Origin of the sequence: Lebetimonas sp. JS085, assembly GCF_000523295.1 — a bacterium.
GTDB lineage: Bacteria > Campylobacterota > Campylobacteria > Campylobacterales > Nautiliaceae > Lebetimonas.
On record NZ_ATHR01000001.1, the window covers coordinates 1,094,217 to 1,118,831 of the forward strand.

Here is a 24,615-nt window from a genome sequence, read left to right on the forward strand (position 1 = left end):
ATAATTAGTGTCTGACACTATTGAAATAAAAAAAAAGAGAAAGAAAATTATTTGTGAAAAGTTTTAACTGCTTTTTCTTTAAATTCTTCGATTTTTTGAAGAAGTTTTTTAAATATATTTTCTGTTTTATTGCCGTTTTTAATCTCTTTTTCAAGCTGTGTAATTTGTTCTTTTAACATTTTGTATGTTGTATCGCTTGTGCTTGTATATCCTAAAATTTCAGCTAAAGATAACTGTTTTTTTGCTTCATCCAAATATTTTAAAGCCTGATTTTTGTCTTTTTTAACACTCTCGCTTGCATTTTTAACAAGGGCTTGAGCTTTGATAAGCGGGATAGGAATAATGGTATCTGTTTCTACCAATGTTGAAAGTGCCATTGACAAAACATCTTTTGCTTCTTTGGCTTTTCCTTCATTTATATATTTTAATGCCAAATTAAGAGCAGCCGGATATGTTGCAATAGGTAAATTGATTGTTTTGATCACAATTTCGCTTCTCAGAGAATTTAACACTTCCCTTGCCTGAGGTAATTTATTTTCTGCTACAAGTATTTTTGCTTCACTTGCAAGTTTTTTTACGTCTTTTACATCTCCTTGATATTGATATGCGTTAATTTGAACATCAACAGGTAAAAGATAAGGTGTATTAGGTCTATTTAATAAATCGCTAAGTTCCCCAATAGCTTTTTTTATTGAGTCTTTTGCTTTTTTAGTATTTTTTCCGCTTATATATATTAATGTATCCTGGGTATATTGGATAGCTTTTACCGCTTCATTTGCAAGTTCAGTGTTTTGGGCTTTTTTTTCCGCTTTGATTACGGCTTTTTTACTCACCTGAGCGGTTTTTGCATCTGCGGCTAAACTAGATGATACCAAAATGGAAGCCAATACCACTGATGTTAAAATTCTTTTCATTTTTCCCTCCTAAAGTTTTATTTTTTAGAATTATATAATTTTAGTCGTTTATTGTCAACAATTTTATTTATATTTATTTATATTTTTTAAATACTCGATTATAACTTCTTCGACTGTCGATTTTTTTTGTTGAGGTATATAAACTTTGAAGTATTTATCATCAATATTTTCACCTGTTATAATATGCTTCATAAAAACGGCTTTTAAAAAATTAATTAGTTTAGTTTTGTCTTTTGTCTGATATGAAGGTGATTTCATAGAAGAATATTCTTTTGTTTTAGTGTCATAAAGAATTAAATATTTACATTCTTCAAAATGTGGACAAAATTTTGAAGTCATCCATTCTCCGTCGCTTGTTATAATTATTTTCATAAAAATCCTTTTTTTGATAAAATATTAACAAAAATACCGGCGGTATTTTACAAAGGAAAGAAATGAATCTGTTTAGACAAATTCCAAAAGTGGATAAACTTTTAAAAAATAAAAATCTTCAAGATATTCCAGAGAATGTTTTGCTTTATTCCATACATTCAGTTTTGAATGAACTCAGAGAAAAAATAAAAAATAATAAAATAGATAAAATAGATGAAAATAAAATAATAAATGAAATTGAAAAAAAAGCTTGCGGCATATTAAGCCCTTCTTTAATTAATGTAATTAATGCCACAGGTGTTACAATCCATACAAATCTCGGCAGAAGTTTGATAGATGAAGAGATTTTTGATGAAGCAAAGAAAGTCAGTACGCATTACTGTAATTTAGAATATGATTTGGATAAAGGAAAAAGGGGGGACAGGTATCATCACAGTGCGAAACATTTGAGTTTTCTTTTTGGGTGTGAAGATGCGTTGGTTGTTAATAATAATGCGGCGGCTGTATTTTTGATTTTAAACACATTTGCAAAAGACAAAGAGGTTATAGTGTCAAGAGGCGAACTTGTTGAAATAGGGGGAAGTTTCAGAGTGCCTGAAGTTATGAAAGCAAGCGGTGTAAAACTTGTTGAAGTCGGAACTACAAATAAAACAAAACTAAGAGATTATGAAGAGGCAATCAATGAAAATACAGCAATGCTTATGAAAGTTCACAAATCAAATTATACTATTGAAGGGTTTAGTGAAGAAGTTTATATTGATGAAATTGTCAATCTTTCCCGTAAACATAATCTGCTTGATTATTATGATTTGGGAAGTGCATATATTCCAAAGCTTCCTTACGGACTTTCAAACGCTGAGCCTTCAATTAATGATATAATGAAATTTTCACCTTCACTTATTAGTTTCAGCGGTGATAAACTTTTTGGAGGAGTTCAGGCGGGAATAATTCTTGGTAAAAAAGAACTTATTAATAAACTTAAAAAAAATCAGATATTAAGAATGTTCAGGGTAGATAAAATCACACTCTCTTTAATTCAGGCAACAACTTTAGCGTATATTAAAAAAGAATATGAAAAAATTCCAACCCTCAGACAGATTTTTGCATCTATTGATGAACTTAAAAACAGGGCAAAAAAAATTCTTAGCCTAACACCAGCCCTAAGGGCTAATATAAAAGAATCAAAAACATACGTAGGCGGCGGGACAATGCCAAATAAAGCCATTCCTACCGCGGTAATTGAAATTGAAGGAAATGCTGTGAATTGGGAGAGAAAATTCAGGGAAAAACTTGTTATCGGTAGAATAGAAAATGAACATTTTGTTCTTGATGTAAGAACAATTCAGGATGATGAAATAGAAAAACTTGCAAATATAATAAATGAATTAATAAGCTGTGAGGTGAAACAATGAGAAATATTATTATTGGAACCGCAGGGCATGTAGACCATGGAAAAACATCTTTGATTGAGGCTATGACCGGATATAACGGAGATGAGCTTAAAGAAGAAAAAGAGAGAGGAATTACAATTGATTTAAGCTTTACAAATATGAAAAGAGATGATGTAAATGTGGCATTTATAGACGTTCCGGGGCATGAAAAACTTGTAAAAAATATGATTAGCGGGGCGTTTGGATTTGACGCTACGCTTTTTGCAATAGATGCAAACGAAGGTGTTATGCCGCAGACCATAGAGCATTTGGAAGTACTTGATATTTTAAAAGTTAAAAATATCATTGTGGCTTTGACAAAAATAGATTTGGCAAGTGAAGAGACTATTGAAAAAAGAAAAAAAGAGATAAAAGAATTAATAGCTAAATTTAAGAATTTAAAGCTTCTTGATATTATCCCGACTTCCACTAAAATGCCTGAGACTATAGAAAATCTTAAGAATTATCTGTTTAACCTGCCTCCGAGAAATATTACACATTCCAAATTTTTCAGATACTATATAGACAGGGTGTTTTCCCTAAAAGGAATAGGAACTGTTGTAACAGGGACTGTTTTAAGCGGAAAAGTCAGACTTAAAGATAAAGTTTATATTAATGAAACGGCTACTGTTACAACGGTTAAAAACCTGCAGGTTCATGGTGAAAATGTTAGTGTTGCCCATACCCATCAAAGACTTGCCATTAATCTCAATATTTCACACAATGAACTTAAAAAAGGATATTTGTTAAGTACAAAAGGATACTTAAGAGGATTTAAATTAATTGATGTTTATATTGCACCGGTTGAAGGAAAAGAGATTAAGCATAATATGGAAGTTTTATTTATAAGCGGTGCAAAAAGAATACCTGCGAAAATTTTGATGTTTGATTCAAATGCAAAAGAAGGTTTTGCAACTATGAAGTTGCAGGAAAAAGGATTTTTTGTTTATGAAGATCCGTTTGTGGTGCTTCATAAAGGAAGGGTTATCGGAGGAGGCGAAATTTTAAATCCTATAAGCGACCCTATTAAAAGAAATAAAAAATTATTGCTGTTAAATGCTTTAAAACAAAGGGATTTCCAAAAAGCATTTTCTATTTTGGTTGAAAATCACAAAAAAGGTTTCGGACTTCTTCAAAGTTATCAGAGATTTAATTTTTCGCCCGATGAAGCTCTCGGTATTGCAAAAACATTAAAAAATGTCTTTATAGATGAAGAAAATTATAATATTTTTTCAATGGATGTAAAAAAAGAGATAGAAAATGTGATAAAAGAAACTTATGAAAAAAACAAATTTGCCTTTCTTTCTCCTGCATCACTGAAACTCAGATTAAAATGGGCGAGTGAAAAATTGATTGAAACTGTTTTAAATGAATTTGTGGAAGAAGGATTTTTAATAAAAGAAGGCAATATTTATAAAAGAAAAGATCTTGGTGAAGTGAATATTGAAAAATCAGTCGAGCACAGGCTTTATTCGCTTTTGGATAATTCCGGCTTGACTCCCGAAGCACCTTATAATATATACGAAAAATTAAATATTGACAGAAAAGTGGGCGATCAGGCTATGAAGAACCTGACTAAGGCTAAAAAAGTTGTAAGGCTTGCCCATAATTTGTTTGTAAGTGATAAAAATATAAATTATGCAATGAAAAAAATGCGGGAAATTATGGAGAAAAAAGGATATATTGATATTAAAACATTTAAAGAAGAGATGCCTATGAGCAGAAAATATATTGTGGCTTATCTTGATTATTTGGACAATATGGGGGATATTGTTAAAGTAGATAATAAAAGATATTTGAAGAAATAAGAAGGAAAAATTATTTAACAACTAAAGGAAACTCTTTAAATTCCTTAACAGTTGCTATTGCTTTAGCACTCACTCCTTCATTTTCCATTCTTTTTAAAAGTTCATTAACTTTTTCTTGAGAGGCGCTGATTAAAAGTCCTCCGCTTGTTTGGGCGTCAAATAAAATCATCTGCTCTTCAAAACTGAGTTCTTTTTCAAATTTTACTTTTCCTTCTAAAAATAGCTGGTTATTATAGCTTCCGGCAGGAATTATTCCCATGGATGCCTGATTAATCGCTTCTTTTAGGAAAGGCACTTTTTCAAATTCTATTTCTATAGTGAAATTATTAGCACTCATTTCATATAAATGTCCTAAAAGACCAAAACCTGTAACGTCAGTCATTGCATTTACACCGATTTCTCTTGCAATGAGACTTGGTTTGTAATTTAATGTCCTTAAAATTTCAGCTACTTCAGAAGCTGTTGTTTCATCTACTAAATCAGCTTTTATTGCTGTTGTTAAAATTCCCATTCCAAGCGGTTTTGTAAGCACAATTACATCATCTTTTTTTAATGTATTGTTCCTTATAATTTTTTGAGGATGAATTGTACCTGTAACGCTAAGTCCGTAAATCATTTCGGGAGTTTCTATTGTATGGCCTCCGGCCAATACCCCTCCGCACTCTTTTATTTTATTTTCACCGCCTTTTAAAATTTCGTTTAATACATCTTTTCCATGATGACAATTATCAAATCCGACTAAATTAAGTGCTGTTTTAACATCTCCTCCCATTGCAAACACATCGCTTAGGGAATTTGCAGCTGCAATTTGTCCGTAAATAAACGGGTCGTCAACAACAGGTGTAATAAAATCGGCTGTTTGTACAAGTGCTATATTATCACTCAATTTATAAACACTTGCATCCTCATTTCCTTCAAATCCGACTATTAAATTTTCGTTTTTTCCATCAAGAACTTTTGTAGCTTTGTTTAGCTCCTCCGGAGCCAATTTTCCTGCTCAGCCGGCTGCTCTTACATATTTTGTAAGTTTTGCGCTGTTGTTTAATTTAAGCATATATATCCTTTAAAATGTTATAACTTTGTCTGCTTCTTCAACCCAGGCAGCCAAGTCTTTCATTGTAGCTTTGATTTCAGGTGCAAAATATGGCTCGTTTTTAAATAATCCACATCTTGCCTGACATGTGCCGCATACTTTTAATTTTATACCGTTTTGATACATTTCTTTTAACATTGCAACCAAATCGTTATCGTAAGTTTCTGGTTTTTTATTGCAATCCCTTGCCATATCCACGGCATCATTCATTAAAAAAATTTTTACATCGTTTCCTTTTTCAAATAAAACTTTTGCAAGTCTAAGCCCGTTCCAAGCAACATCACTTCCGTCATAAGGTTCGTGATTGAATATAATTAAAATTTTCATTTAACCTCCTTAATTTCTTTTATTTTTCCTTTATAACCTACGATTTCTATTGCGTGTAACAGTTTTTGAGGTGTTGTTTTTGTATCGTCAAAAATTACCGTTGCTGTTTTAGTGTTTAGTAGTACTTTTGCTTTTATAACACCCGGTGTCATTTTTAAGCTTCTTTTTACAGCCATTGTACATAATGGACAAGTCATTCCACTTACTTTAATAATAGCTATTTTTTCAGCACCAAAAAGTGAACAAAATAATATTAAATTTAAAATAATTTTTTTCATTTATTCTCCCATAAACAGATATTGAGCCCAAAAAGGGTAAGTCAGCATAATTAGTACAAAAACAGTACCTATACTTAAATATTTTACATAATTTTTGCAAATACTGCCACTGCAAACAGGCCTTTTTCTAAGTTTAAAGAAATAATTTATCCACAGATAAACAATAATTACAACAGCCGCAATTGTAAAGTATATTCTATATGGTGCAAAAATATGTAAAAATGAAAGACTGCCGACACTTACTCCAAAAATCAAAAAAAGCAAAGGCCCTAAACAGCATGTGCTAGCCAAAATTGCTGTTATTGCCGCACCTGCTATTAAAGCCCAAAAAGATTTTGACTCTTTACTTTCATTTTGAATTTCGCAACTGTAACCTTTTATAGCATTTATTATTGTATCTTTTCCTTCTTTTTTTTCATTAAAATAAATTCCTTGCGTTTGCAAAAATCTTTTTACATTTTGAATAGAAGAGAAGGAATTAAGTCTTATTTCAATAATTCCTTCTTCTATTTCCTCTAATGCCTCTTTTGTTTTAAGAACTGGTTCCGGACAAGCTAAATTTCTTAAATCCAGCTTTTTTACCATTAAAACAGTTCCTGAGAAGTAATTTTATATTCAAAACTTTTTGGAACATAATAATTTAACACATCATCATTTACCTCTGCATACGGATAACCAAACATATTTAATGGATATTGAACAGGTTTTGGATAAAGTATGAAATCTCTTGCATGATTAAATCCAACCCAGTTCATTTCCCATGAATGCAGATATTTTTTTACTAATTTTTGAACTTTTGGGTGGTTGTAAGGATATTTTTCAACTAATTCTAGTTTTGTAACATCAGCAGGGTCTGTAGGTATCCATCCGGCCCCTGGAATATAATATTCAGCCCTGCAGTGTTGCCAAGTGGTAATATTTGCAAAACCTTTGCTGTCACTTTTTCCAAGGGCCTTGTCAAAGTGGCTTTTTCCAAGTCTGATACCAAAAACCTCTCTTGCAGGAATGCCTGCCGCTCTTGTTAGGGCGGTAAAAAGTGAGCTTAAATCTGTACATTTTCCTCCAAACCATCCGTTTTTATAAATATATTCGGCTGTCGGTTTTTTTTGCTCCTGCATCATTTTGCCAACTTCACCTTTTCCACATCCAATAGTTTTTGGATTTCTGAATGTATGGGCTGTACACCATAAATAAATTGCTTTTACTTTTTCAAATCTGTCTTTTTTACCTTTTGTGATAAGTTCCGCCACTTCTTTTACAAGTCCGTCAGTAGGAATATGGGCAGTAGGTTCAAGATATTTTAACACTTCTTTTGGAAAAGGAAGATTTTTTTTGCTGGCTTCTTCTATTAATTTTAATGGAACACTTCTATCTTTTGTTTCAATTTCCATTTCCATGGTCAAAATTTTAGGCATAGCTGATTTTTCCCAATATGCATAAAAAGTATTTGCATCATATTCATTTTTATTGTTAATATCATAATCGTTATAATTTCCGCCAAATCTTAAAAATTTAACTTTTTGATATGGTGCATTATATGGAAGCGGGTTCCATAATCTTGCAGGATAAATTGACTCGTCGTATTTTATGTCAAAATAATATTCAACCCTGAATCTTCTTGTGTTTTCATCGTTAGCACTTACTATACTTGGCATAGAAGCTGCCACGCCTAAAGCCGCACCTGTTTTTAAAAATTCTCTTCTTTCCATTTTTACTCCTTTTAAATTTTTTGTATTTTTATTTTTGTTGAACTAAAATCTGGTATACCTCCGATCGGATCAACCAAAGGTAAATCATAAAATTTTTTGTCTAATTTACTAATTTTATTTACACAAATTCCCATTGCTCTTTTTTTATCAGGAATTACGTAATTATTTTTAGTAACATCTCCTAACATTACATCAGCAGCATTTTTTATAAATAAAGTATTTGCTCCGTGTTGCCAGTGTCCAAAATGATGCGAATAAGCACAGCATCCTTTGGCAACAAAATTTGTAATTTTAATTGTCGTAATTAGATTTTTTCCATCTTCATTTACTATTTTTACTTTGTCATAGTCTTTTAATCCTAATTTTTTAGCATCAATTGGGTTTATTTTTAATGTAATATCTGGTTCGTAATAAAGGGCTTTATCTAAACATATAGTTCTTGATTGTGTATGTAATGCCGATTTGTATGATGTTAAATAAAATCCAAATCGATTATCGGTTTTAATCAATTTTAATGTACCGAAATTTTTTTCTCCTATTATGGTATTTGTAGAAGTTGCAAGTTTTTCATTATATATATGTATTTTTTCAAAACCAAATATATAATTGTCATTTTCATCAAACCAATTGTTCTCTTTAAATACACCTCCTTTTGCTAAAACATTACATACTTTTTCCCATTCTTCTGATTGTAAAATATGTTTGTGTTTTGTAACAATATAATTTTTTTCTACATAATCAATAGTTTTTTTATCAGCCTTAGATATTTTTGCATTGTGTGCAAGATTGTAAATACCTCTTAGATAATAATCTTCTTGGGTATTTAAAGAAAATTTATTGTTTATAGCTTTTTCTCCATAACCAGGTAATTTTAATTTTTTAGAAAGGTCAATCAAAAATTTTTCTAAATTAATATTATTTTTTGTGAGAGGCTCTATTATAGGTGTTCTAACACCAGTAAAATGACCTCCAGGAGCATGTGGATTTAAAAAGCCATAATGTCCTTCTAAATACGATACATCAGGAATTATATAATCTGCATAGATATTTGTTTCATTAATAGTTGTGTCTATTGATACAAACAGAGGAACTTTTGTTTTATTTTTTAACGTAGATTCAAATCTGTATCCTCCAGGCATAGAATATATTATATTAGAGAAGTATGTAAATAAAATTTTTATATTATAAGGATATTTTTGGTCTATACCGCTCATTGCGGCTACACTTAATCCTCCTTTAGTAAATTCATACCAAGGTAATTTTGATGGGTATCCATGTTTTTTAAATTCTGCAGTTTCTTCATATTTTGCTTTTTCTCTTGAAATTTTAATACCTTGAGGCTTTTTCATTCCAGCAAATTTTGTTAAATCATAAACGCCTTTTTTCCAATCAGCTGCTTTTTTGCCTCTTCCTAAATATCCTCCTTTTCTGTTTACATTTCCAATTAATGCATTTAACATAGAAATTGCATAACTTGCATAAGTTCCGTTTATATAGTTTCCTCCTCCATGATACGCAAAAGCTGCACTGTGTGGGGCATTTTCCCAAAATTCTTTTGCCAATATATAAATGTTTTTTTTATTAACTCCGCATTCTTTAGCATAATCATCAATTGAATGTTCAAAAACAGAGTTTTTCATTATTTTAAATGCTGTAACTACCTTTATTCCTTTTATTTTACCTTCATATTCTAATTTTGGATTTTTAGCATTATTTGAAGGAATAATTTTTCCATTTTCATAAACCATAAAATCATCATTTTTTAGTCCAATATCTGACCCTCTTAAAAATTTTCCATAATTTTTGTTTTCTTTATCAATTATTACTAAATGTGTAGCATTTGAAAATGTTGATCTTTTTTTATTTTTAGCTTCTTTTAAAGAAGGAATTCTTAAAAAGTTTTTATCATACCAGTTATTTTCTATGAGTATTCTTATTATACCCATAGCTAATGCACCGTCTTTAGTAGGGGTTATCGGTATCCATTTGTGAGCAACTTTTACTGCTTTTGGAGCTTTTGGATCAATTAATACGATTTTTAAATCATTATTTGCAGTTCTTTTTGCAATTATACTTCCTGATGTATTTACTCCAGGCTGTAATGCTGAATAAATATTAGCACCAAATATTAACATATATTTACAATTTTGAAAATCTGCCTTCATTTCAGCTTCTTTTCCGTCTGTAAAAGCGTAATTACCCATTCTAAAGCCGATACCACATATATCAGTATGTGCAATATAATTTTTTGAACCGATAGAATTATAAACCCATCTTTTTATAAAATCTACTCTTCCTCCTTGGGAACGTCCTGTAAACCATACAAATTGGTTTCTTTTAGAACCTAATTCTTCAGCTTCTTTATTGATAGGTTCATCAGATAAAATATCTTTTATGCCTGGATAATATGTTTCATCCCCTAAATGTTTAAAATTTTTACCTCCGAAAGCTATTTCATTTATTAAAGTATCCCAATCTATAGGTTCGAATTTTCCGCTTCCTCTTTCACCGATTCTTTTTAAAGGTTTTGTTATTCTGTAAGGATTATAAACATATTCATTATTCATTTGCGGTTTTGCACACGTTGATGCTGAATATTTAAAACTTTTTTCTATATCTGTTGAATAAGAAATTTGGTTGAAATCTCTATTATATGGGTGATAAGGATTTCCATCAACTTGTACACATTTGTTGTCTTTAACGGCTATTCTTAAACCGCATCTTGCATTACAAGCTAAACAGACGGTATTTACTATTTTATCTGCTTTTGGTTTTTTTGTTTCATAAAATCCATATTTTTCTTTATAAATAGGTGTAACATCAGTAAAAGTCGCTAAATGGTGATAAAGTGCATATTTTAAAGTTGGATTGTTTTCTAGAAGTTCTTTTAATTTTCCTTTAGGATTTTTAAGATTTCCATAAACTAAAGCCCCGCCTGGGCAAATACTGACACATCTTGGAATGTCTCCTTGAATAATTCTGTCAAAACACATATCGCATTTTTTTGCTTTTTTATCAAAAACTATAGCGTCAAAAGGACAGGCTTTAGCACAACTTTGTTTATTTTCGGCACAATTGATATCACATTTGTCTTCATTTATTAATATAACTCCATCTTTTACACTAATTGCATTATATTCACATGCTTTTAAACAAGGTTTTGTATAACACTCAGCACAAATGTTTTTTTGTTTTGTAATTAATTTGGCTTTTGGATATTCTCCTATTTCTTCTTTTTCTATTTTGAAAAACACTACATCATAAGGAAGATTTTTTTCAAGTTGACATGCTGCCATACAGCTTTTGCAGTCTAAACATCTGCTTTGGTCATATATTAAAACAGGCATAAATTCATTTTCTTCAGCATTAGCAAATTTAAATGTTGTTGTGCTGATTAAAACACTAAATGCTCCAATTTTTAAAAATTCTCTTCTTTCCATTGTTTTCCTTATAAACTTATCGTATTTTTATGCAGTAAAAAGTCCATTGTGTCGTATGCATTTCCTATTTCTCCAACTTTTAGTTCTTCTGGAGGAATTTTGTAAAAATTCATACAAACACCGCATGAATAAATTTTTACGCCTCTTTTTTCAAATTCTTTTAAAATTTCTATTGTTTTTTCATTTTTAGTGGTTAAAAATACGCCTTTGTTTACGCAAACTATAATTTCAGGAAGTTTTTTAAATTCGAGTGTTGTTTTTAAAAATCCTTCCATTAATATATGCCCAAGTTCTCCTTCGCCAACTTTGTCGTCTTTTATAAAAAGCACCTTATCTAAAAATTTATCATTATCTTCTTCTTTTGGTGCAATGCTGCATTCATAACCTTTTACAATCCTGATTATGGTTTCACCGTTATCCAGTTTTTCTTCTTCTGCAACCAGTCCCTGGTTTGCCGCAAATCTTTTAACATTTTGAACGGATGAAACAGAATTTACCAAAACCTCCAAAATTCCTTCGTCCATCTCTTCGAGGGCTTTTTTTGTATCAAGCACAGGTTTTGGACATGCCGCATTTCTACAGTCTATTTTTTTATTCATTTGTTACTCCTTTTGTTGTTTCGTATCCGGCAAGAGCCGCTCCAAATGCCCCCATCATCTGAGGATATTCCGGTGTATATACTTCTTTTTTTAATTTTTTTGAAAGCAATTCCCTAAGAAGTGAATTTTTAGCACCTCCCCCTGTAAAAACAATTTTGTCTTCCGGTCTAATGCTTTTGGCCATTCCGGCAAGTCTATTAGCAATTGAATCAATAATTCCATATCCTATATTCTCAGGTTTTTCTTTTTTTGCTATAAGTGAAATTACTTCAGATTCTGCAAACACCGCACACATTGAAGAAATTTGAATAACTTTGTCGGCATTTTTGCAAAAATCCCCAAATTCATCAAGCGGAATCTGGAGTTTCGCAGCCGCCATTTCTATAAATTTTCCGGTTCCGGCAGCGCATTTGTCATTCATTTTGAAATTATCAAAATTTCCACCTTCGGTTACTTTTATTACCTTGCTGTCCTGTCCTCCTAAATCAATAACAGTTCTTACATCGGAAAAGAAAAAATAAGCCCCTTTGGCATGGGCTTTTATTTCACTGATTACCGGAACGTCAAACGCTTCTTGTATCATATATCTTCCATAACCTGTTGCGACCAAAGTTTCTATTGGCTTATCTTTTAAATATTCTTTTACCTGCTCGTCGGGATTTATAACGGTATCCAATACTTTAATGTCAATTATGTTTTTATTATCATCAATTCCAACAATTTTTGTATAGGTTGAGCCTATGTCAACTCCGTAATACATTAAAATCCTTTAAATTTAACGTTCTTTTTAAATGAAATACTTTCCAAAAACGCTTCAACCCTTGTTTTAATCTGACCCATATCTTCCATTGAATAGTCTGATTCAATTCTAAGTACAGGAATGTTTTCAGCCTGAAGTCTGTCTATTACTCTTTTTGATTCTACATTGTATGTATGGCAAAAAGAGAGTGAATAATAAATAATACCGTCAGCTTTTCTTTCTTTATACATTTTGATTATTTTATCTATTCTATCATCATTTGGAGTAAAGCATGCACAGTCTATTTTCATATATCTATCGAGCATATTATTCATCAAATCATCAATGTTTTTTGCATTTTCTGTTTGGATATTGTCTTTATAATATCTGTGGCCTATGCAGGCTTCTTCGTTTATTATTGCTCCTCCTGTAGTTTCTACTATATGGTGAAGTTTCCAGTTTGGAGGCGCCATAGGCGTACCTATCACCATAATTCTAGGAGTGTCTTTTGGCACGACTGAAACTTTGTTTTTGATTCTTTCTTCAAGTTCGTCGCATAGTTCATTTACTTTTTTTGTAAATCTCTCAGGGTCATCATAAAAAGAGATTTGGTTAATTAAAAGCCCGTCTTTCCCGCTAATTGGCACAACATCAGGATACATTCCCCTTAATTTGTCAAGACGCTGCATTGCTTCTCTTTTTTTGTTTATTATTTCAATTCCCTTTTTAAGCTCTTCAAATGTAAGTTCTTTTCCTATAATTGATTCTATATGTTTTTTAAAATCATAAACTTCACTTTTCCAAAGTTTTTTTTCTTTTTCTCTTTTCATTTGAGGAATATGCATTACATGAGTTGGGTGCAATTCGTTTAAAATTTCCCACGTTTTTTTCTTAGCTTCGCAGCTTGTTTCCCCGTAAATAAAATCTGAAGCCTGTGTATACGGACATGTTTTTTGAACTTTAAATCCATACGCAGATTTAATTAAAGGGCATATATTTCTCGGTAAATCCCTTTCGGCATCTGCAATAGAAAATTCAGCCCCGCCGCATAATCCGTAACATACTCCCTCAGCCCCGACAACAATCTCTTCCGGGACAAATATACAAAAAGTTCCAACTAAAGGTTTTCCTTCTTTTTTCTTTTCTAAAATTTCTTCTATTCTTTTACCGTGTATTTCACTCATTACATAATCAAAATATTCCATTGCTTTTGGTCTGTTTTCCTGCTTTAAATAAAACTCAGGATATATTTCACCAAGAGCAGCTAAGAGTTCATTGTGTTTTTCTACATCCATTCCTAATTCTTGATACATAGGTGTGTAATCTTTAGACATACTTATCCTTTTTTAATTTTTTAATTTTTATTTTTTTAGGATAAGCCTTATCCTTTTAACAACATTTTATCTTGAAGGTTTTAGAAGTACATCATGAAGCTTTTTTGAAGTTTATGCCTCATGTGTTTCCCAGCCTGGGAGCTTAATTAGAGAATTATAACTCTTTTTTTCTTAAAGTTTGCTTAAAGTTTAAATTATTGTAAATAATTTTTTAATTTTTTCATATCTATAATGATGTATTTGTCTTTGCCGATTTTTTTCAAAATTTTTTCTTTTATCAGCTGGTTAAAAAATTTGGAAGTAGTCTGTCTTTGCGAACCGATAAAAGTTGCCAAATCTTTTATGCTTAAAGATAAGTCTATTTCAATACCTTCATCAGTTTTTTTACCGCTTTTTTTTGCAATTTCCAAAAGAAATGAAATTATTCTTCTTTTGCAGTTTTCAAAAACCAAGCCTTTAATGATATCTTTTTCAACCATCATAATATTTCTGAATGAATTTAATACAGAATTACAAAACATAGGATTATCGAAAACGGCAGAATATTTTGTAACATCAAGAGATAAAACAACGGAGTCGCTTATAAATTCAATTATAGATTCCGGATGCATTACATATATATTATTTTTCGATAAAAAATATAATATAAATTCTTTGTCTTCATATAAAAAAGAAACTTTTGCTTCACCTTCTTTAAAAATTAACAGTTTTGTTTTTTCTTCAGGATAAAATATTTCCCCTTTTTTAAAATGCATTTTTACAAATTTTGATAAATCTTCTTTACTTAAAATTTTTTCTATATCAAAACTGTCAATTTTAATTCTGCAAAATTTCATTTTAACTCCTTTTATATGGAATTATAACAAATAATGAATTATTATTCATTTGTAATCAGAGCGTCTTTTATATGACACGGTTGTTTATAAAAAAGATATATTATTTTGATGAATAAAAATCCCAAAAGGAGGAATAATGACAAAAGTACAAACCACATGTCCTTATTGTGGGACAGGTTGTAATATAGATTTGATTGTTGAAAACGGAAGAGTCGTTAAAGCGGAAGGCACTAAAAACCATCCTGTAAATGACGGTGAATTGTGTCTAAAAGGTATGTTTGGATGGGAATATATACATTCTCCAAAAAGACTGACCAAACCTTTAATCAGAAAAAAAGATGGTAAATATTCAAGAGATGGGCGTTTGGAAGAATCTTCATGGGAAGAGGCATACGCTCTTGTTGCTTCAAAATTAAAAGAAACAGTTGAAAAATATTCATCTGATAGTGTTGTGGGTTTTTCATCAGCAAGATGTACAAATGAAGAAAATTATATTTTTCAAAAATTTATAAGGGCACTTGGTTCAAATAATGTAGACCACTGTGCTCGTTTTTGACACGGTCCTACAGTAGCCGGTCTGGCTAAAACACTTGGAAGCGGGACTATGACAAACGATTTAGCGGAATTTGCAACAGATACGGATGTTTTTTTGCTTATAGGTACAAATACAAGCGAATGCCACCCTATTATAGCTATGCAGGTTTTAAGAGGCCTTGAGAGAGGTGCAAAGCTTGTTGTAATTGACATTAAAAAAACAGATATGGCAAAAAAAGCGGATATATTTATCCAGATACCGAGCGGATATAATATACCTTTAATTAATGCAATGATAAATTATATTATTCAAAACAATTTATATGATAAAGAATTTGTTGAGAAATATACAAACGGATTCGAATGGTTAAAAGAAACAGTTAAAGATTTTACTTTTGAAAAAGTGGAAAAAGAAACAGGTGTGTCAAAAGAACTTTTGATTGAAGCTACTGAATTATATGCAAAAGGAAATCCTTCCGCAATACTTTATACAATGGGAATTACTCAGTTTATAGACGGAACATATAATGTAATGGATGTTTCAAACCTTGCAGTTGTTACAGGAAATTTAGGTAAAAAAGGAGGGGGTGTCAATCCATTAAGAGGCCAAAACAATGTTCAGGGTGCAGGTGATATGGGTGCTCTTCCTGGTGATTTGCCAAGCGGAAAAGTGACTAATCCAAAAGCCCGTGAAAAAGCTGAGGAAATTTGGGGATTCAAAATAAATTCTAACCCGGGATTAAAGCTTTCTCAGGTACCTCATGCAATTGATGAGGGAAAAGTGAAATTTTTATATATTTTTGGAGAGAATCCTGTAATGAGCGATCCGTGGACGGAACATTTTATTCACGCTTTGAAAAAAACAGATTTTATAGTTGTTCAGGATATATTTTTGACAGAAACAGCCCAGGAAGCGGATGTTGTATTGCCAAGTGCGTGCTGGGGTGAAAAAGACGGAACATTTAGTAACACTTCAAGAAAAGTTCAATTGGTAAGAAAAGCTGTTGAGCCTCCTGCAAATTTAAATCCGGACTGGAAAGTAATCTGTAATGTAGCAAACAGAGTAGGATTAAAAGGTTTTAATTTTAATACGGCTGAGGAAATTTGGAATGAAGTCAGAAAATTAAATCCTTTCAAATTTAAAGGTATTACTTATGAAAGAATGGCTAAATTAAACGGAATAAACTGGCCTTGCCCCGATGAAGAGCATCAGGGAACTCCTTATTTGTATGAAGATAACAAATCTTTTTTACCTGACGGAAAATTCAGACTTGTACCTATCGGTTATACACTTGATAAAAATGAAAGAATTGTTTTAGAAAATAAATTAAGAAAAACTTTTAATATTCCTGATGATTATCCTGTAGGCGTTGGGTGTCCTAGTGAACAGCCTACAGAAGAATATCCTTGTATGTACACAACAGGCAGGAAAGTTTACCATTATCATACAGGAACAATGACAAGAAAATGCAAACCTTTGGAAATGGGAGCAGATATTATGGGACCTGTTATTGAGGTCAGCGAAGATATAGCAAGAGAAAAAAATTTGGAGAATGGATGCTATGCCGTGGTTTATAATAAAAGAGGAAAGATTGCTGCGAAAGTGTTGGTAAATAAAGACTTAAGATACGGAACTATATTTACCACATTTCATTATGCGGAAGCAGACGGAAACGAACTTACCAATGCAGAAGAATCAGACCCGGTATCAGGAATGCCGCCGCTTAAAATGTCAATAGCGGATATTAAAAAAATTTCCGAAGAAGAGTTTTTAAAAATAAGAACAGAAATTCTTAGAGAAATAGAACCTGAAATTATTGAAAGGAGGGGTTAAAATGCAATCAACAAGAAAAAATAAATTTGTTATAGCCAATCCAGAAGTATGTATAGGATGTGCTACCTGTATGGCGGCTTGTTACAAGTCCGCATATGAAAGAGGAAAACTTGCAACCCCTCGCTTGATTGTAACAAGAACTTTTAACGGAGTAATGCCTAATCAGTGTAGACAGTGTGATGATGCGCCGTGTGCAAATGTCTGTCCTGTGGGTGCGCTCACATTTGGAGATGACTGTATAGAACTGCATGAAGAAATATGTATTGGTTGTAAATTATGTACTATTGCCTGCCCTTTTGGGGCTATAAGACCTGCAGCGGAAACAATGCCTTCGGTTGATTATGCTCTTGAACCAGATACTATGCTTACACTGGAATCTGTTGCGGGATTAAAAACGGTTGCAGTAAAATGTGATTTATGCAAAGGAAGAGAAGGCGGGCCTGCTTGTGTTGAAGCATGTCCTACAGGGGCATTGATGTTTTTGGAACCTAATAAACAGGAAAACATGATTTTGGAAAAATCTGAAAAAGCAGTGGAAAAAACAGTAGAAACTTCTCACCAACATAAAGGATAAAAAATGGGAGTGGTATATTCACTTTATATAATAGCCGCTGTTACTTCTTTGGTTTTATATAAAGAAAATAAAATAGCGCTGAAAGTGGGCTTTGGTTTAACGGCATTGGCCTCGGCTTATGCTGTTTTTTATTTTTTAATTCATCTGACATCAACCGAATCTTTATCTCTTGGAAATTATTTTATCTTTAATCCGCATTTTATGCTGGATCCATTAAGAAACTTTTTTTCTTTGGTAATTTCTTTTATAGGACTGGCTGCTTCAATTTATTCAATGAATTATGCCGAAGAATATTCAAAAGCTGGAAGTCTTGGGGTAATGGCGTTTTTTTACAGTGCATTTATACTTGCAATGCTTTTGGTTATTTCAGCGGCAAATGTATTTTGGTTTATGATTTTCTGGGAATTAATGACATGGGTTTCATATTTTTTAATTTGTTTTAATGATTCTCAAAAATCTCTAAAAGCTACCATTATTTATATGGGAATTGCCCATTTCGGTGGTGTAATGATATTAATATCTTTATTGTTACTCTCTTATCAGGCGGGTTCTTTGGAATTCAGTCATTTTTATAATCTTTCTCTTTCACCTGTAATGGCAGCTATTATATTTTTATTTGCATTTTTCGGTTTCGGCTCAAAAGCGGGTATGTTCCCGCTTCATGTATGGTTGCCTATGGCCCACCCGGCTGCACCTTCTAATGTATCAGCCCTTATGAGTGGCGTTATGATTAAAGTTGCAATTTTTGGAATGATTCAAACCTGTTTATGGTTGCCTTTGACTTCATGGATGGGAATTACAATATTAATTATAGGTGCACTTTCAGCACTACTTGGTGTATTATATGCCTTAATGCAGCATGATTACAAAGCACTTTTGGCTTACCATTCAGTTGAAAATATTGGGATTATCCTTTTAGGTTTGGGAACAGGCGTTTACGGTATGGCCATACATTCTCCTGTTCTTGCGGCAGTTGGATTTTTGGCAGGTTTATATCATGTGTTAAACCATGCAACATTTAAAGGATTGCTTTTCTTAGGTGCGGGAAGCGTATTATATACAACTCACACTAAAGATATGGAAGTTTTAGGCGGGCTTGCAAAAAAAATGCCTTTAACTGCTTTTGCGTTTTTAATTGGTTCTATGGCAATATCAGCACTTCCTCCTCTAAACGGATTTGTTAGTGAATGGTTAACTTATCAGTCTATGCTTCAGGCCGCCCTTGGCGACGGAATTTTATATAGATTTGCCTTTACACTTTCAATTGTGGCTTTAGCACTTACAGGTGCACTTGCTGTATTCTGTTTTGTAAAAGTATACAGTGTAATTTTTGGCGGAGTTCCGAGAAACAGAAAAATTTATGAAAAAGCAAAAGAAGTTCCTCTTTCAATGCTTACAGGAATGTATTTATTGGTTATAGCATGTTTCGCATTCGGTCTTGGAGCAACGAAGATAGTTAATTATTTGATGAATGTGGTTTCTTCATTTGCGGGGAACTATCAGGCGACGGCAGGAGGAAATTTAGTTTCACCTTTAGGTTCAATGGTTTCAACGCCGTTTATAGCCATTATGTTAATTTCTTTCTTGGCACTGCCGTTTATTTTTGTAGTTATATATATTAATAATTCAAAAACAAAAGTAACTATCAGAGAAACTGACCCTTGGGCATGCGGATTTAAATATTCTCCAAGAATGCAGATGACTGCCGCTCCGTTTACAGGAAGTTTAAGAAGATTAATGGACTGGTTATACAGATCAGATACAAAAGTAGAAGACCAGGGATATTTTAAACCTGTAAAATTTATTTATCATGCCAGGGATATCTGGTGGAATTTATTTTATTCTCCATTTATCAAAATTACGGCCTATTTATCAGAAAAAATGAAATATTTGCAAAACGGTAATACAAATATTTACATTTTATATATTTTATTGACGTTATTTATTTTCGTCGGTATAGCATATTTGCTATAAAAGGAGAAAGCTATGAACAGTATATTTTGGATGGTAATTCAAGTTGTCACAATAGTGGCGGTTATGCCTTTTTTTGACGGAATTGCAAGAATTGTCAGGGCAAGGATGCAATCAAGAAAAGGTCCTAACAGTGTTTTTCAGACATATTACGATATTTTTAAATTATTGAAAAGAGGAGGAAAAACAACCCCTAAATATTCCCACTGGTTTTTCAGATATGCACCTTTTATGCTTTTTGCAGCAAATGCGGCAATTTTAGCCGCACTTCCTATTACTTACAGCGATAATATCAATGCCGGGGCATATGCGGATATATTTGTAATTATTTACTTAGGTGCTCTTGTAAGATTTATTTTCGGTGTTGCTTCCATGGACAGCGGTAGTCCATTTGCCGCAATAGGGGGGAGCAGGGAGCAGATGCTCGCTGTTTTTGTAGAGCCGGTGGCGATTATCTGTTTAATTGTAGTAATGCTTCTTGCCAAAACATCAAATTTAGTTGTTATTCAAAATTTAGTAAGGGAAGGCGTGGTAGGATATCAAATCCCGGCGTTTGCCGTTGCGTCAATAGCATTTCTTTGGGCAAGTTATGTTGAAACGGGAAGAAATCCTTATGATTTGGCCGAAGCTGAACAGGAGGTTCTTGAAGGAGTTGCTGGAGAATATTCAGGAAGCGATTTGGCAATAGTTGATGTGGCATTAATGATAAAACAGGTTGCAATGATAGGACTTTTTTTATCTATATTTGAACCTTGGAATTTTACAAATCCCCTTTTGGCATTATTTATTTTTATTATTGAGATTGGAATTTTTTATGTAGGCGCAACATTTATAGATAATTTGGGACCTCGTTATAAATTGTTAAAAGGTTTCAAAAAAAATGCCTCTTTTGCATTTTCGGTTGCATTTGTTGCATTAATACTTTATGTGGTAGGAGTTTAAAATGGATATGGTAAGTTTTTTGGCAATTTTGATGATAATTGCATCATTTTTGGTGTTTTCCCTTAGAAATCTTAAATTTGCAACATATGCGTATATATTAGAAACTTTGCTTTTAGTTGGTATTTTTTTTACATTGGCAGGAAAATATCAAGTAAATTCACTTTACGGATGGGCGGTTATTGCTTTTTTTACAAAAGTTTTAATTGTGCCTTACATAATTTTAAGGCTTATTAATAAACTTGGTGTCAAGTCTGAAGAAACTCCGGTAGAAGGATTTTTTGTAAGTCCGGTTATTGCTCTCGGTTTTTCTTTGGCCATTGCAATGATGCTTTTTCCTGTTTTAAAGAGTTTTGCTTTACTTAAAGAAGATATACCTTTAGTAGCGTCTTTAACTATTTATTCATTGGGAATATTTGGACTGATTTTAAGAAAAAACGCCGTTAAACAGATTTTATCATTATGTCTTTTTGAAAACGGAACACATTTAACACTTGCGCTTGTTGCTTATAATTCTCCTGAAATTGTTGATATAGGAATTTTAACAGATGCCATTTTTGCAGTAATTATCATGTCAATTTTAGCAACAAGATTTTATAAATTTTTTGGTTCTTTAGATACTTCCAAAGCAAATACTTTAAAAGGATAGGTTATGAGTATGCATTTATTATTGGCTCTTGTAATGATAATTCCGTTAGCAACGGCTATTATTATATATTTTTTACCGAACAACTTTTCCACGCTTTCAATTTTTCATGTAATAGGCTCATTTGCCACATCAATAATAGCTTTTTATGCTATTTCAAATGTTATTCACGGTGGCATATATTTTCTTTGGGACAAACTTTTTTTCTTAGATTCTGTAGGAGGAGTATTTTTGACACTTATTGCTCTGACAGGGCTTTTGATTAATATTTATGCCGTAAAATATATGCAATGGGATTTGGAAGAAGGAAAAATAGAAATAAAAGATGTTAAATTATATTATTCGTTAATGAATTTATTTATATTTACAATGATTACATCAGTAGTTGCAAACAATATTGCAATAATGTGGGCTGCGATTGAAGCAACCACACTTTCATCTGTATTTATGGTAGCACTTTACAAAAACAAAAGAGCTACTGAGAGCGGATGGAAATATATAATTATTTGTAGTGTCGGTTTGGCTTTTGCACTTTATGCAACTGTATTAATGTATGGAGCAGGATATCATGCATTAAAAAACGGTGAAAGTGCGATGCTTTGGACATCTTTATATACGAATGCAAAACTTTTAGACCCGAGTGCATTAAAATTGATTTTTGTTTTTGCTTTAATAGGATTTGGAACAAAAGCAGGTCTTGCACCAATGCATACATGGCTTCCTGACGTTCACTCAGAAGGTCCTTCTCCGACTTCAGCTATTCTAAGCGCAGTTTTATTAAAATGTGCAATATTGGCGATAGTCAGATATTATTCTGTTATAGGAGAAAACGTAGGATTTACGTATGTTCAAATACTTACACTTGTTGTATCACTGCTTTCAATATTTATTGCGGCAATGTTTATAATTCGCCAAAAAGATATAAAAAGAATGTTTGCATACCACTCAGTAGAACACGTTGGGATAATTGCTTTTGGATTTGGAATCGGCGGACCTTTAGGCGTTTTTGCAGGGCTTTTTCATACAATGGCCCATTCTCTTTCAAAAGCGCTTGCTTTTTGTGTAAGCGGAAATATTATGAAAATTTATGGCACAAGGGATATGGACAAAATGGGAGGACTTATGAAAATAAACCCTTTAACGGCGGTGCTTTTTGCCATTGCAATATTTTCATTAATCGGCGCACCTTTGCTTGCTGTATTTGTAAGTGAGTTTTTAATGGTCAAAGCAAGTATCATGACTACCCAGTATTTGCCGGTATTTTTATTTGTTGTCGGACTTGGAATTATTGTTATAGGTGTTTTGGCTCACTTTAATCATGTTGTGTTTGGAAAACCAAGAGGAGAGGTTAAAACACAAACACTCGGAGCAAATGCTCATTTGCCTTTAATAGTTTTGGGGGCTTTGATAATAGCTTTTGGAGTTTTTTATATTCAAGACTGGTATTTATTGCTTGATAATGCAGTAAAAAATATTTTACATATTTAAGGAGAAATTATGGTTGGAGATAAATTTATAAACAGATTAAAACAAAAAATTAAAATTAAGGATATTGTGAGAAATCCTGAAGATCAGATTGTTATTACAGTCGATAGAAACGATTTGCCAGAAGCTGTGAGAATGCTTTATTATGATATGGGCGGATGGCTTTCAAGTATGGTTCCAACCGATGAGAGGGAAATAAACGGATGCTATGGGGTTTATTTTATTTTATCAATGGAAGGAAGTAAAATAAATCCTGAAGATGAATTAAGTCAAAATGACAAATGCTGGATTACCGTAAGAGCTTATTTGCCTTCTACAAATCCCATTTATCCATCAGTTACAAAAAAAGTTCCGGCAGCCGTCTGGTATGAAAGGGAAGCATATGATATGTTTGGGATTGTGGCAGAAAGTTTACCTGATCCAAGAAGACTGGTACTTCCTGATGACTGGCCGGATGGAATTCATCCTTTAAGAAAAGATGCAATGGATTACAGATACAGGCCCGACGCACTCGCTCCAGAAGATGAGCCTGATTATGAATTTATAACACCGGAAGGTGAAGGCACCGTTGATGTTCCATGGGGGCCTTTGCATATTACAAGTGATGAACCGGGTCATTTCAGGCTTTTTTGCGATGGTGAAACAATTATAGATGCGGATTACAGGTTATATTATCAGCACAGAGGTATGGAAAAGCTTGCCGAAAACAGAATGAATTATGACCAGATGGGGTTTTTGGCTGAAAGGGTATGTGGAATTTGCGGATTTGCACATTCAATCGCCTGTATAGAAGCGGCCGAAAGGGCTGTCGGAATGAACATTCCTTTGCGTGCCCAGGCGATTAGGGTGATGTGTCTTGAAATTGAAAGACTGCATTCACATTTATTAAATATCGGTCTTGCCTGTGAAGTTACGGGTAATGTGACGGCTTTTATGCATATATTTAGAGTTCGTGAATACACTATGCAGCTTGCGGAATTAGTTACAGGAGGCAGAAAAACTTATGGAAACGTAATGGTTGGCGGTGTAAGAAGAGATATGAGTGCTGAAGAGATGAAAAAAGCACTGGAGCTTGTAGATAAAATAGATTCTCTTACAAGAGAGGTCTGGGATGCAGTTATGGAAGATGATGCTCAGATTTCAAGATGGAAGGGTGTTGGAATACTTGATAGAAAAGTTGCAAGGGATTTTTCACCCGTAGGCCCGAATATCAGAGGGAGCGGATTTAAAAGAGATACAAGATACGACCATCCGTATGATATTTTTGAAAAATTGGAATTTGATGTGGCAGTAGAAAATGGATGCGATGTTTTGGCAAGGGAAACCGTAAGATACAAAGAAGTATTGGAATCACTTAAAATTATAAGACAGTGTATTGAATTTATGCCAAATACTTCAATATTTATCAAGCCGCAGGATACTGTTATTAAACCAGGAGCTTTTGCATTGGGAAACGATGAAGCTCCAAGGGGGGGAAATATTCACTGGGTAATGCATGGAAATGCCCAGAAAGTATTCAGATGGAGATGCAGGGCGGCTACATATAATAACTGGCCGTCACTAAGATACCAATTCCAGGGTAACGATATTTCCGACGCAGCTTTAATTGTTACATCATTGGACCCTTGTTATTCATGTACGGAAAGGGTTACGGTTATTGATGTAAAGACCAAAAAAGCAAGAATAGTGACTCAAAAAGAGTTAAAAAAATATGCGCAGACACTTAAAAACTCTCCATTAAAGAAATAGGAGT

21 protein-coding genes are annotated in these 24,615 nt (G+C 32.7%); 9 read left to right on the forward strand and 12 right to left on the reverse strand.

All coding sequences use genetic code 11. The features are described from left to right. Positions 1 to 47: 47 nt before the first annotated feature. Both DZ68_RS0106225 and DZ68_RS0106230 read right to left on the reverse strand, forming a co-directional pair. Positions 48 to 914, reverse strand: a complete 867-nt coding sequence (locus DZ68_RS0106225; RefSeq protein ID WP_024787767.1) for a YfdX family protein — start codon at positions 912 to 914, stop codon at positions 48 to 50. Positions 915 to 977: 63 nt separating this feature from the next. Beyond that, positions 978 to 1,286: a NifB/NifX family molybdenum-iron cluster-binding protein gene (locus DZ68_RS0106230; protein ID WP_024787768.1), complete on the reverse strand. Its 309-nt coding sequence runs from the start codon at positions 1,284 to 1,286 to the stop codon at positions 978 to 980. A gap of 62 nt (positions 1,287 to 1,348) precedes the next feature. On the opposite strand from DZ68_RS0106230, the gene selA reads away from it, so the two are divergent. After that, the gene (selA, locus tag DZ68_RS0106235; RefSeq protein ID WP_024787769.1) at positions 1,349 to 2,698 is read left to right on the forward strand and encodes an L-seryl-tRNA(Sec) selenium transferase; all 1,350 of its coding nucleotides are present in this window, start codon (positions 1,349 to 1,351) and stop codon (positions 2,696 to 2,698) included. Then, complete coding sequence (gene selB, locus DZ68_RS0106240; RefSeq protein WP_024787770.1) at positions 2,695 to 4,524, forward strand: selenocysteine-specific translation elongation factor; 1,830 nt, start codon at positions 2,695 to 2,697, stop codon at positions 4,522 to 4,524. Before selA ends, selB begins: the two co-directional genes overlap by 4 nt. A 10-nt stretch (positions 4,525 to 4,534) precedes the next feature. Here selB and selD read toward each other — a convergent pair whose 3' ends face one another. The 10 genes from selD to DZ68_RS0106290 form a co-directional block, all read right to left on the reverse strand. Next, the gene (gene selD, locus DZ68_RS0106245) at positions 4,535 to 5,578 is read right to left on the reverse strand and encodes a selenide, water dikinase SelD (RefSeq protein ID WP_084021797.1); all 1,044 of its coding nucleotides are present in this window, start codon (positions 5,576 to 5,578) and stop codon (positions 4,535 to 4,537) included. 9 nt (positions 5,579 to 5,587) lie between these two features. Beyond that, entirely contained in the window at positions 5,588 to 5,944 is a 357-nt protein-coding gene (locus DZ68_RS0106250) for a DsrE/DsrF/TusD sulfur relay family protein (protein ID WP_024787772.1), read from the reverse strand. After that, positions 5,941 to 6,222, reverse strand: coding sequence for a heavy-metal-associated domain-containing protein (locus DZ68_RS0106255; protein ID WP_024787773.1), 282 nt, complete (start codon positions 6,220 to 6,222; stop codon positions 5,941 to 5,943). The genes DZ68_RS0106250 and DZ68_RS0106255 overlap by 4 nt, the downstream gene beginning before the upstream one ends. After that, complete coding sequence (locus DZ68_RS0106260; protein ID WP_024787774.1) at positions 6,223 to 6,807, reverse strand: mercuric transporter MerT family protein; 585 nt, start codon at positions 6,805 to 6,807, stop codon at positions 6,223 to 6,225. Further along, entirely contained in the window at positions 6,807 to 7,931 is a 1,125-nt protein-coding gene (locus DZ68_RS0106265; protein WP_024787775.1) for a transglutaminase domain-containing protein, read from the reverse strand. Before DZ68_RS0106265 ends, DZ68_RS0106260 begins: the two co-directional genes overlap by 1 nt. Before the next feature lie 11 nt (positions 7,932 to 7,942). Further along, the gene (locus DZ68_RS0106270) at positions 7,943 to 11,371 is read right to left on the reverse strand and encodes a molybdopterin-dependent oxidoreductase (RefSeq protein WP_024787776.1); all 3,429 of its coding nucleotides are present in this window, start codon (positions 11,369 to 11,371) and stop codon (positions 7,943 to 7,945) included. An 8-nt stretch (positions 11,372 to 11,379) separates the two neighbouring features. Then, positions 11,380 to 11,970, reverse strand: coding sequence for a sulfurtransferase-like selenium metabolism protein YedF (yedF, locus tag DZ68_RS0106275; protein WP_024787777.1), 591 nt, complete (start codon positions 11,968 to 11,970; stop codon positions 11,380 to 11,382). Next, positions 11,963 to 12,730, reverse strand: coding sequence for an acyl-CoA dehydratase activase (locus DZ68_RS0106280; protein WP_024787778.1), 768 nt, complete (start codon positions 12,728 to 12,730; stop codon positions 11,963 to 11,965). Before DZ68_RS0106280 ends, yedF begins: the two co-directional genes overlap by 8 nt. Then, positions 12,730 to 14,043 carry a double-cubane-cluster-containing anaerobic reductase gene (locus DZ68_RS0106285; RefSeq protein WP_024787779.1) on the reverse strand — a complete coding sequence of 438 codons (1,314 nt, stop codon included), beginning with the start codon at positions 14,041 to 14,043 and terminating at the stop codon, positions 12,730 to 12,732. Before DZ68_RS0106285 ends, DZ68_RS0106280 begins: the two co-directional genes overlap by 1 nt. Positions 14,044 to 14,237: 194 nt before the next feature. Further along, complete coding sequence (locus DZ68_RS0106290; protein ID WP_024790900.1) at positions 14,238 to 14,879, reverse strand: Crp/Fnr family transcriptional regulator; 642 nt, start codon at positions 14,877 to 14,879, stop codon at positions 14,238 to 14,240. 136 nt (positions 14,880 to 15,015) lie between these two features. On the opposite strand from DZ68_RS0106290, the gene fdhF reads away from it, so the two are divergent. The 7 genes from fdhF to DZ68_RS0106330 are packed head-to-tail and all read left to right on the forward strand — an operon-like array spanning position 15,016 to position 24,611. Next, entirely contained in the window at positions 15,016 to 17,247 is a 2,232-nt protein-coding gene (gene fdhF, locus DZ68_RS11365) for a formate dehydrogenase subunit alpha (protein ID WP_084021798.1), read from the forward strand. Between the two features lies 1 nt (position 17,248). Continuing rightward, positions 17,249 to 17,821 (forward strand): 4Fe-4S dicluster domain-containing protein, encoded by a 573-nt coding sequence (locus DZ68_RS0106305; protein WP_024787783.1) that lies wholly within the window; start codon positions 17,249 to 17,251, stop codon positions 17,819 to 17,821. Between the two features lie 3 nt (positions 17,822 to 17,824). Beyond that, positions 17,825 to 19,795, forward strand: coding sequence for a proton-conducting transporter membrane subunit (locus DZ68_RS0106310; protein ID WP_024790901.1), 1,971 nt, complete (start codon positions 17,825 to 17,827; stop codon positions 19,793 to 19,795). Between the two features lie 12 nt (positions 19,796 to 19,807). Continuing rightward, a complete protein-coding gene (locus DZ68_RS0106315; RefSeq protein ID WP_024787785.1) occupies positions 19,808 to 20,734 on the forward strand; it encodes a respiratory chain complex I subunit 1 family protein in 927 nt (308 codons plus the stop codon). Between the two features lies 1 nt (position 20,735). Continuing rightward, entirely contained in the window at positions 20,736 to 21,380 is a 645-nt protein-coding gene (hyfE, locus tag DZ68_RS0106320) for a hydrogenase 4 membrane subunit (RefSeq protein WP_024790902.1), read from the forward strand. 3 nt (positions 21,381 to 21,383) lie between these two features. After that, the gene (locus DZ68_RS0106325) at positions 21,384 to 22,865 is read left to right on the forward strand and encodes a hydrogenase 4 subunit F (RefSeq protein ID WP_084021799.1); all 1,482 of its coding nucleotides are present in this window, start codon (positions 21,384 to 21,386) and stop codon (positions 22,863 to 22,865) included. Between the two features lie 9 nt (positions 22,866 to 22,874). Then, positions 22,875 to 24,611 carry a hydrogenase large subunit gene (locus DZ68_RS0106330; RefSeq protein ID WP_024787788.1) on the forward strand — a complete coding sequence of 579 codons (1,737 nt, stop codon included), beginning with the start codon at positions 22,875 to 22,877 and terminating at the stop codon, positions 24,609 to 24,611. Positions 24,612 to 24,615 lie beyond the last annotated feature (4 nt).

Bases quoted from the DNA above. Each gene is read 5' to 3' on its own strand.
- hyfE (WP_024790902.1), top strand. From the start codon at position 20,736: ATGGATATGGTAAGTTTTTTGGCAATTTTGATGATAATTGCATCATTT.
- DZ68_RS0106285 (WP_024787779.1), bottom strand. From the start codon at position 14,043: ATGTCTAAAGATTACACACCTATGTATCAAGAATTAGGAATGGATGTA.
- DZ68_RS0106330 (WP_024787788.1), top strand. From the start codon at position 22,875: ATGGTTGGAGATAAATTTATAAACAGATTAAAACAAAAAATTAAAATT.
- DZ68_RS0106255 (WP_024787773.1), bottom strand. From the start codon at position 6,222: ATGAAAAAAATTATTTTAAATTTAATATTATTTTGTTCACTTTTTGGT.
- DZ68_RS0106315 (WP_024787785.1), top strand. From the start codon at position 19,808: ATGAACAGTATATTTTGGATGGTAATTCAAGTTGTCACAATAGTGGCG.
- yedF (WP_024787777.1), bottom strand. From the start codon at position 11,970: ATGAATAAAAAAATAGACTGTAGAAATGCGGCATGTCCAAAACCTGTG.
- selB (WP_024787770.1), top strand. From the start codon at position 2,695: ATGAGAAATATTATTATTGGAACCGCAGGGCATGTAGACCATGGAAAA.
- DZ68_RS0106260 (WP_024787774.1), bottom strand. From the start codon at position 6,807: ATGGTAAAAAAGCTGGATTTAAGAAATTTAGCTTGTCCGGAACCAGTT.
- DZ68_RS0106225 (WP_024787767.1), bottom strand. From the start codon at position 914: ATGAAAAGAATTTTAACATCAGTGGTATTGGCTTCCATTTTGGTATCA.
- DZ68_RS0106265 (WP_024787775.1), bottom strand. From the start codon at position 7,931: ATGGAAAGAAGAGAATTTTTAAAAACAGGTGCGGCTTTAGGCGTGGCA.
- DZ68_RS0106305 (WP_024787783.1), top strand. From the start codon at position 17,249: ATGCAATCAACAAGAAAAAATAAATTTGTTATAGCCAATCCAGAAGTA.
- DZ68_RS0106270 (WP_024787776.1), bottom strand. From the start codon at position 11,371: ATGGAAAGAAGAGAATTTTTAAAAATTGGAGCATTTAGTGTTTTAATC.
- selA (WP_024787769.1), top strand. From the start codon at position 1,349: ATGAATCTGTTTAGACAAATTCCAAAAGTGGATAAACTTTTAAAAAAT.
- DZ68_RS0106290 (WP_024790900.1), bottom strand. From the start codon at position 14,879: ATGAAATTTTGCAGAATTAAAATTGACAGTTTTGATATAGAAAAAATT.
- DZ68_RS0106230 (WP_024787768.1), bottom strand. From the start codon at position 1,286: ATGAAAATAATTATAACAAGCGACGGAGAATGGATGACTTCAAAATTT.
- DZ68_RS0106310 (WP_024790901.1), top strand. From the start codon at position 17,825: ATGGGAGTGGTATATTCACTTTATATAATAGCCGCTGTTACTTCTTTG.
- DZ68_RS0106250 (WP_024787772.1), bottom strand. From the start codon at position 5,944: ATGAAAATTTTAATTATATTCAATCACGAACCTTATGACGGAAGTGAT.
- DZ68_RS0106280 (WP_024787778.1), bottom strand. From the start codon at position 12,730: ATGTATTACGGAGTTGACATAGGCTCAACCTATACAAAAATTGTTGGA.
- DZ68_RS0106325 (WP_084021799.1), top strand. From the start codon at position 21,384: ATGAGTATGCATTTATTATTGGCTCTTGTAATGATAATTCCGTTAGCA.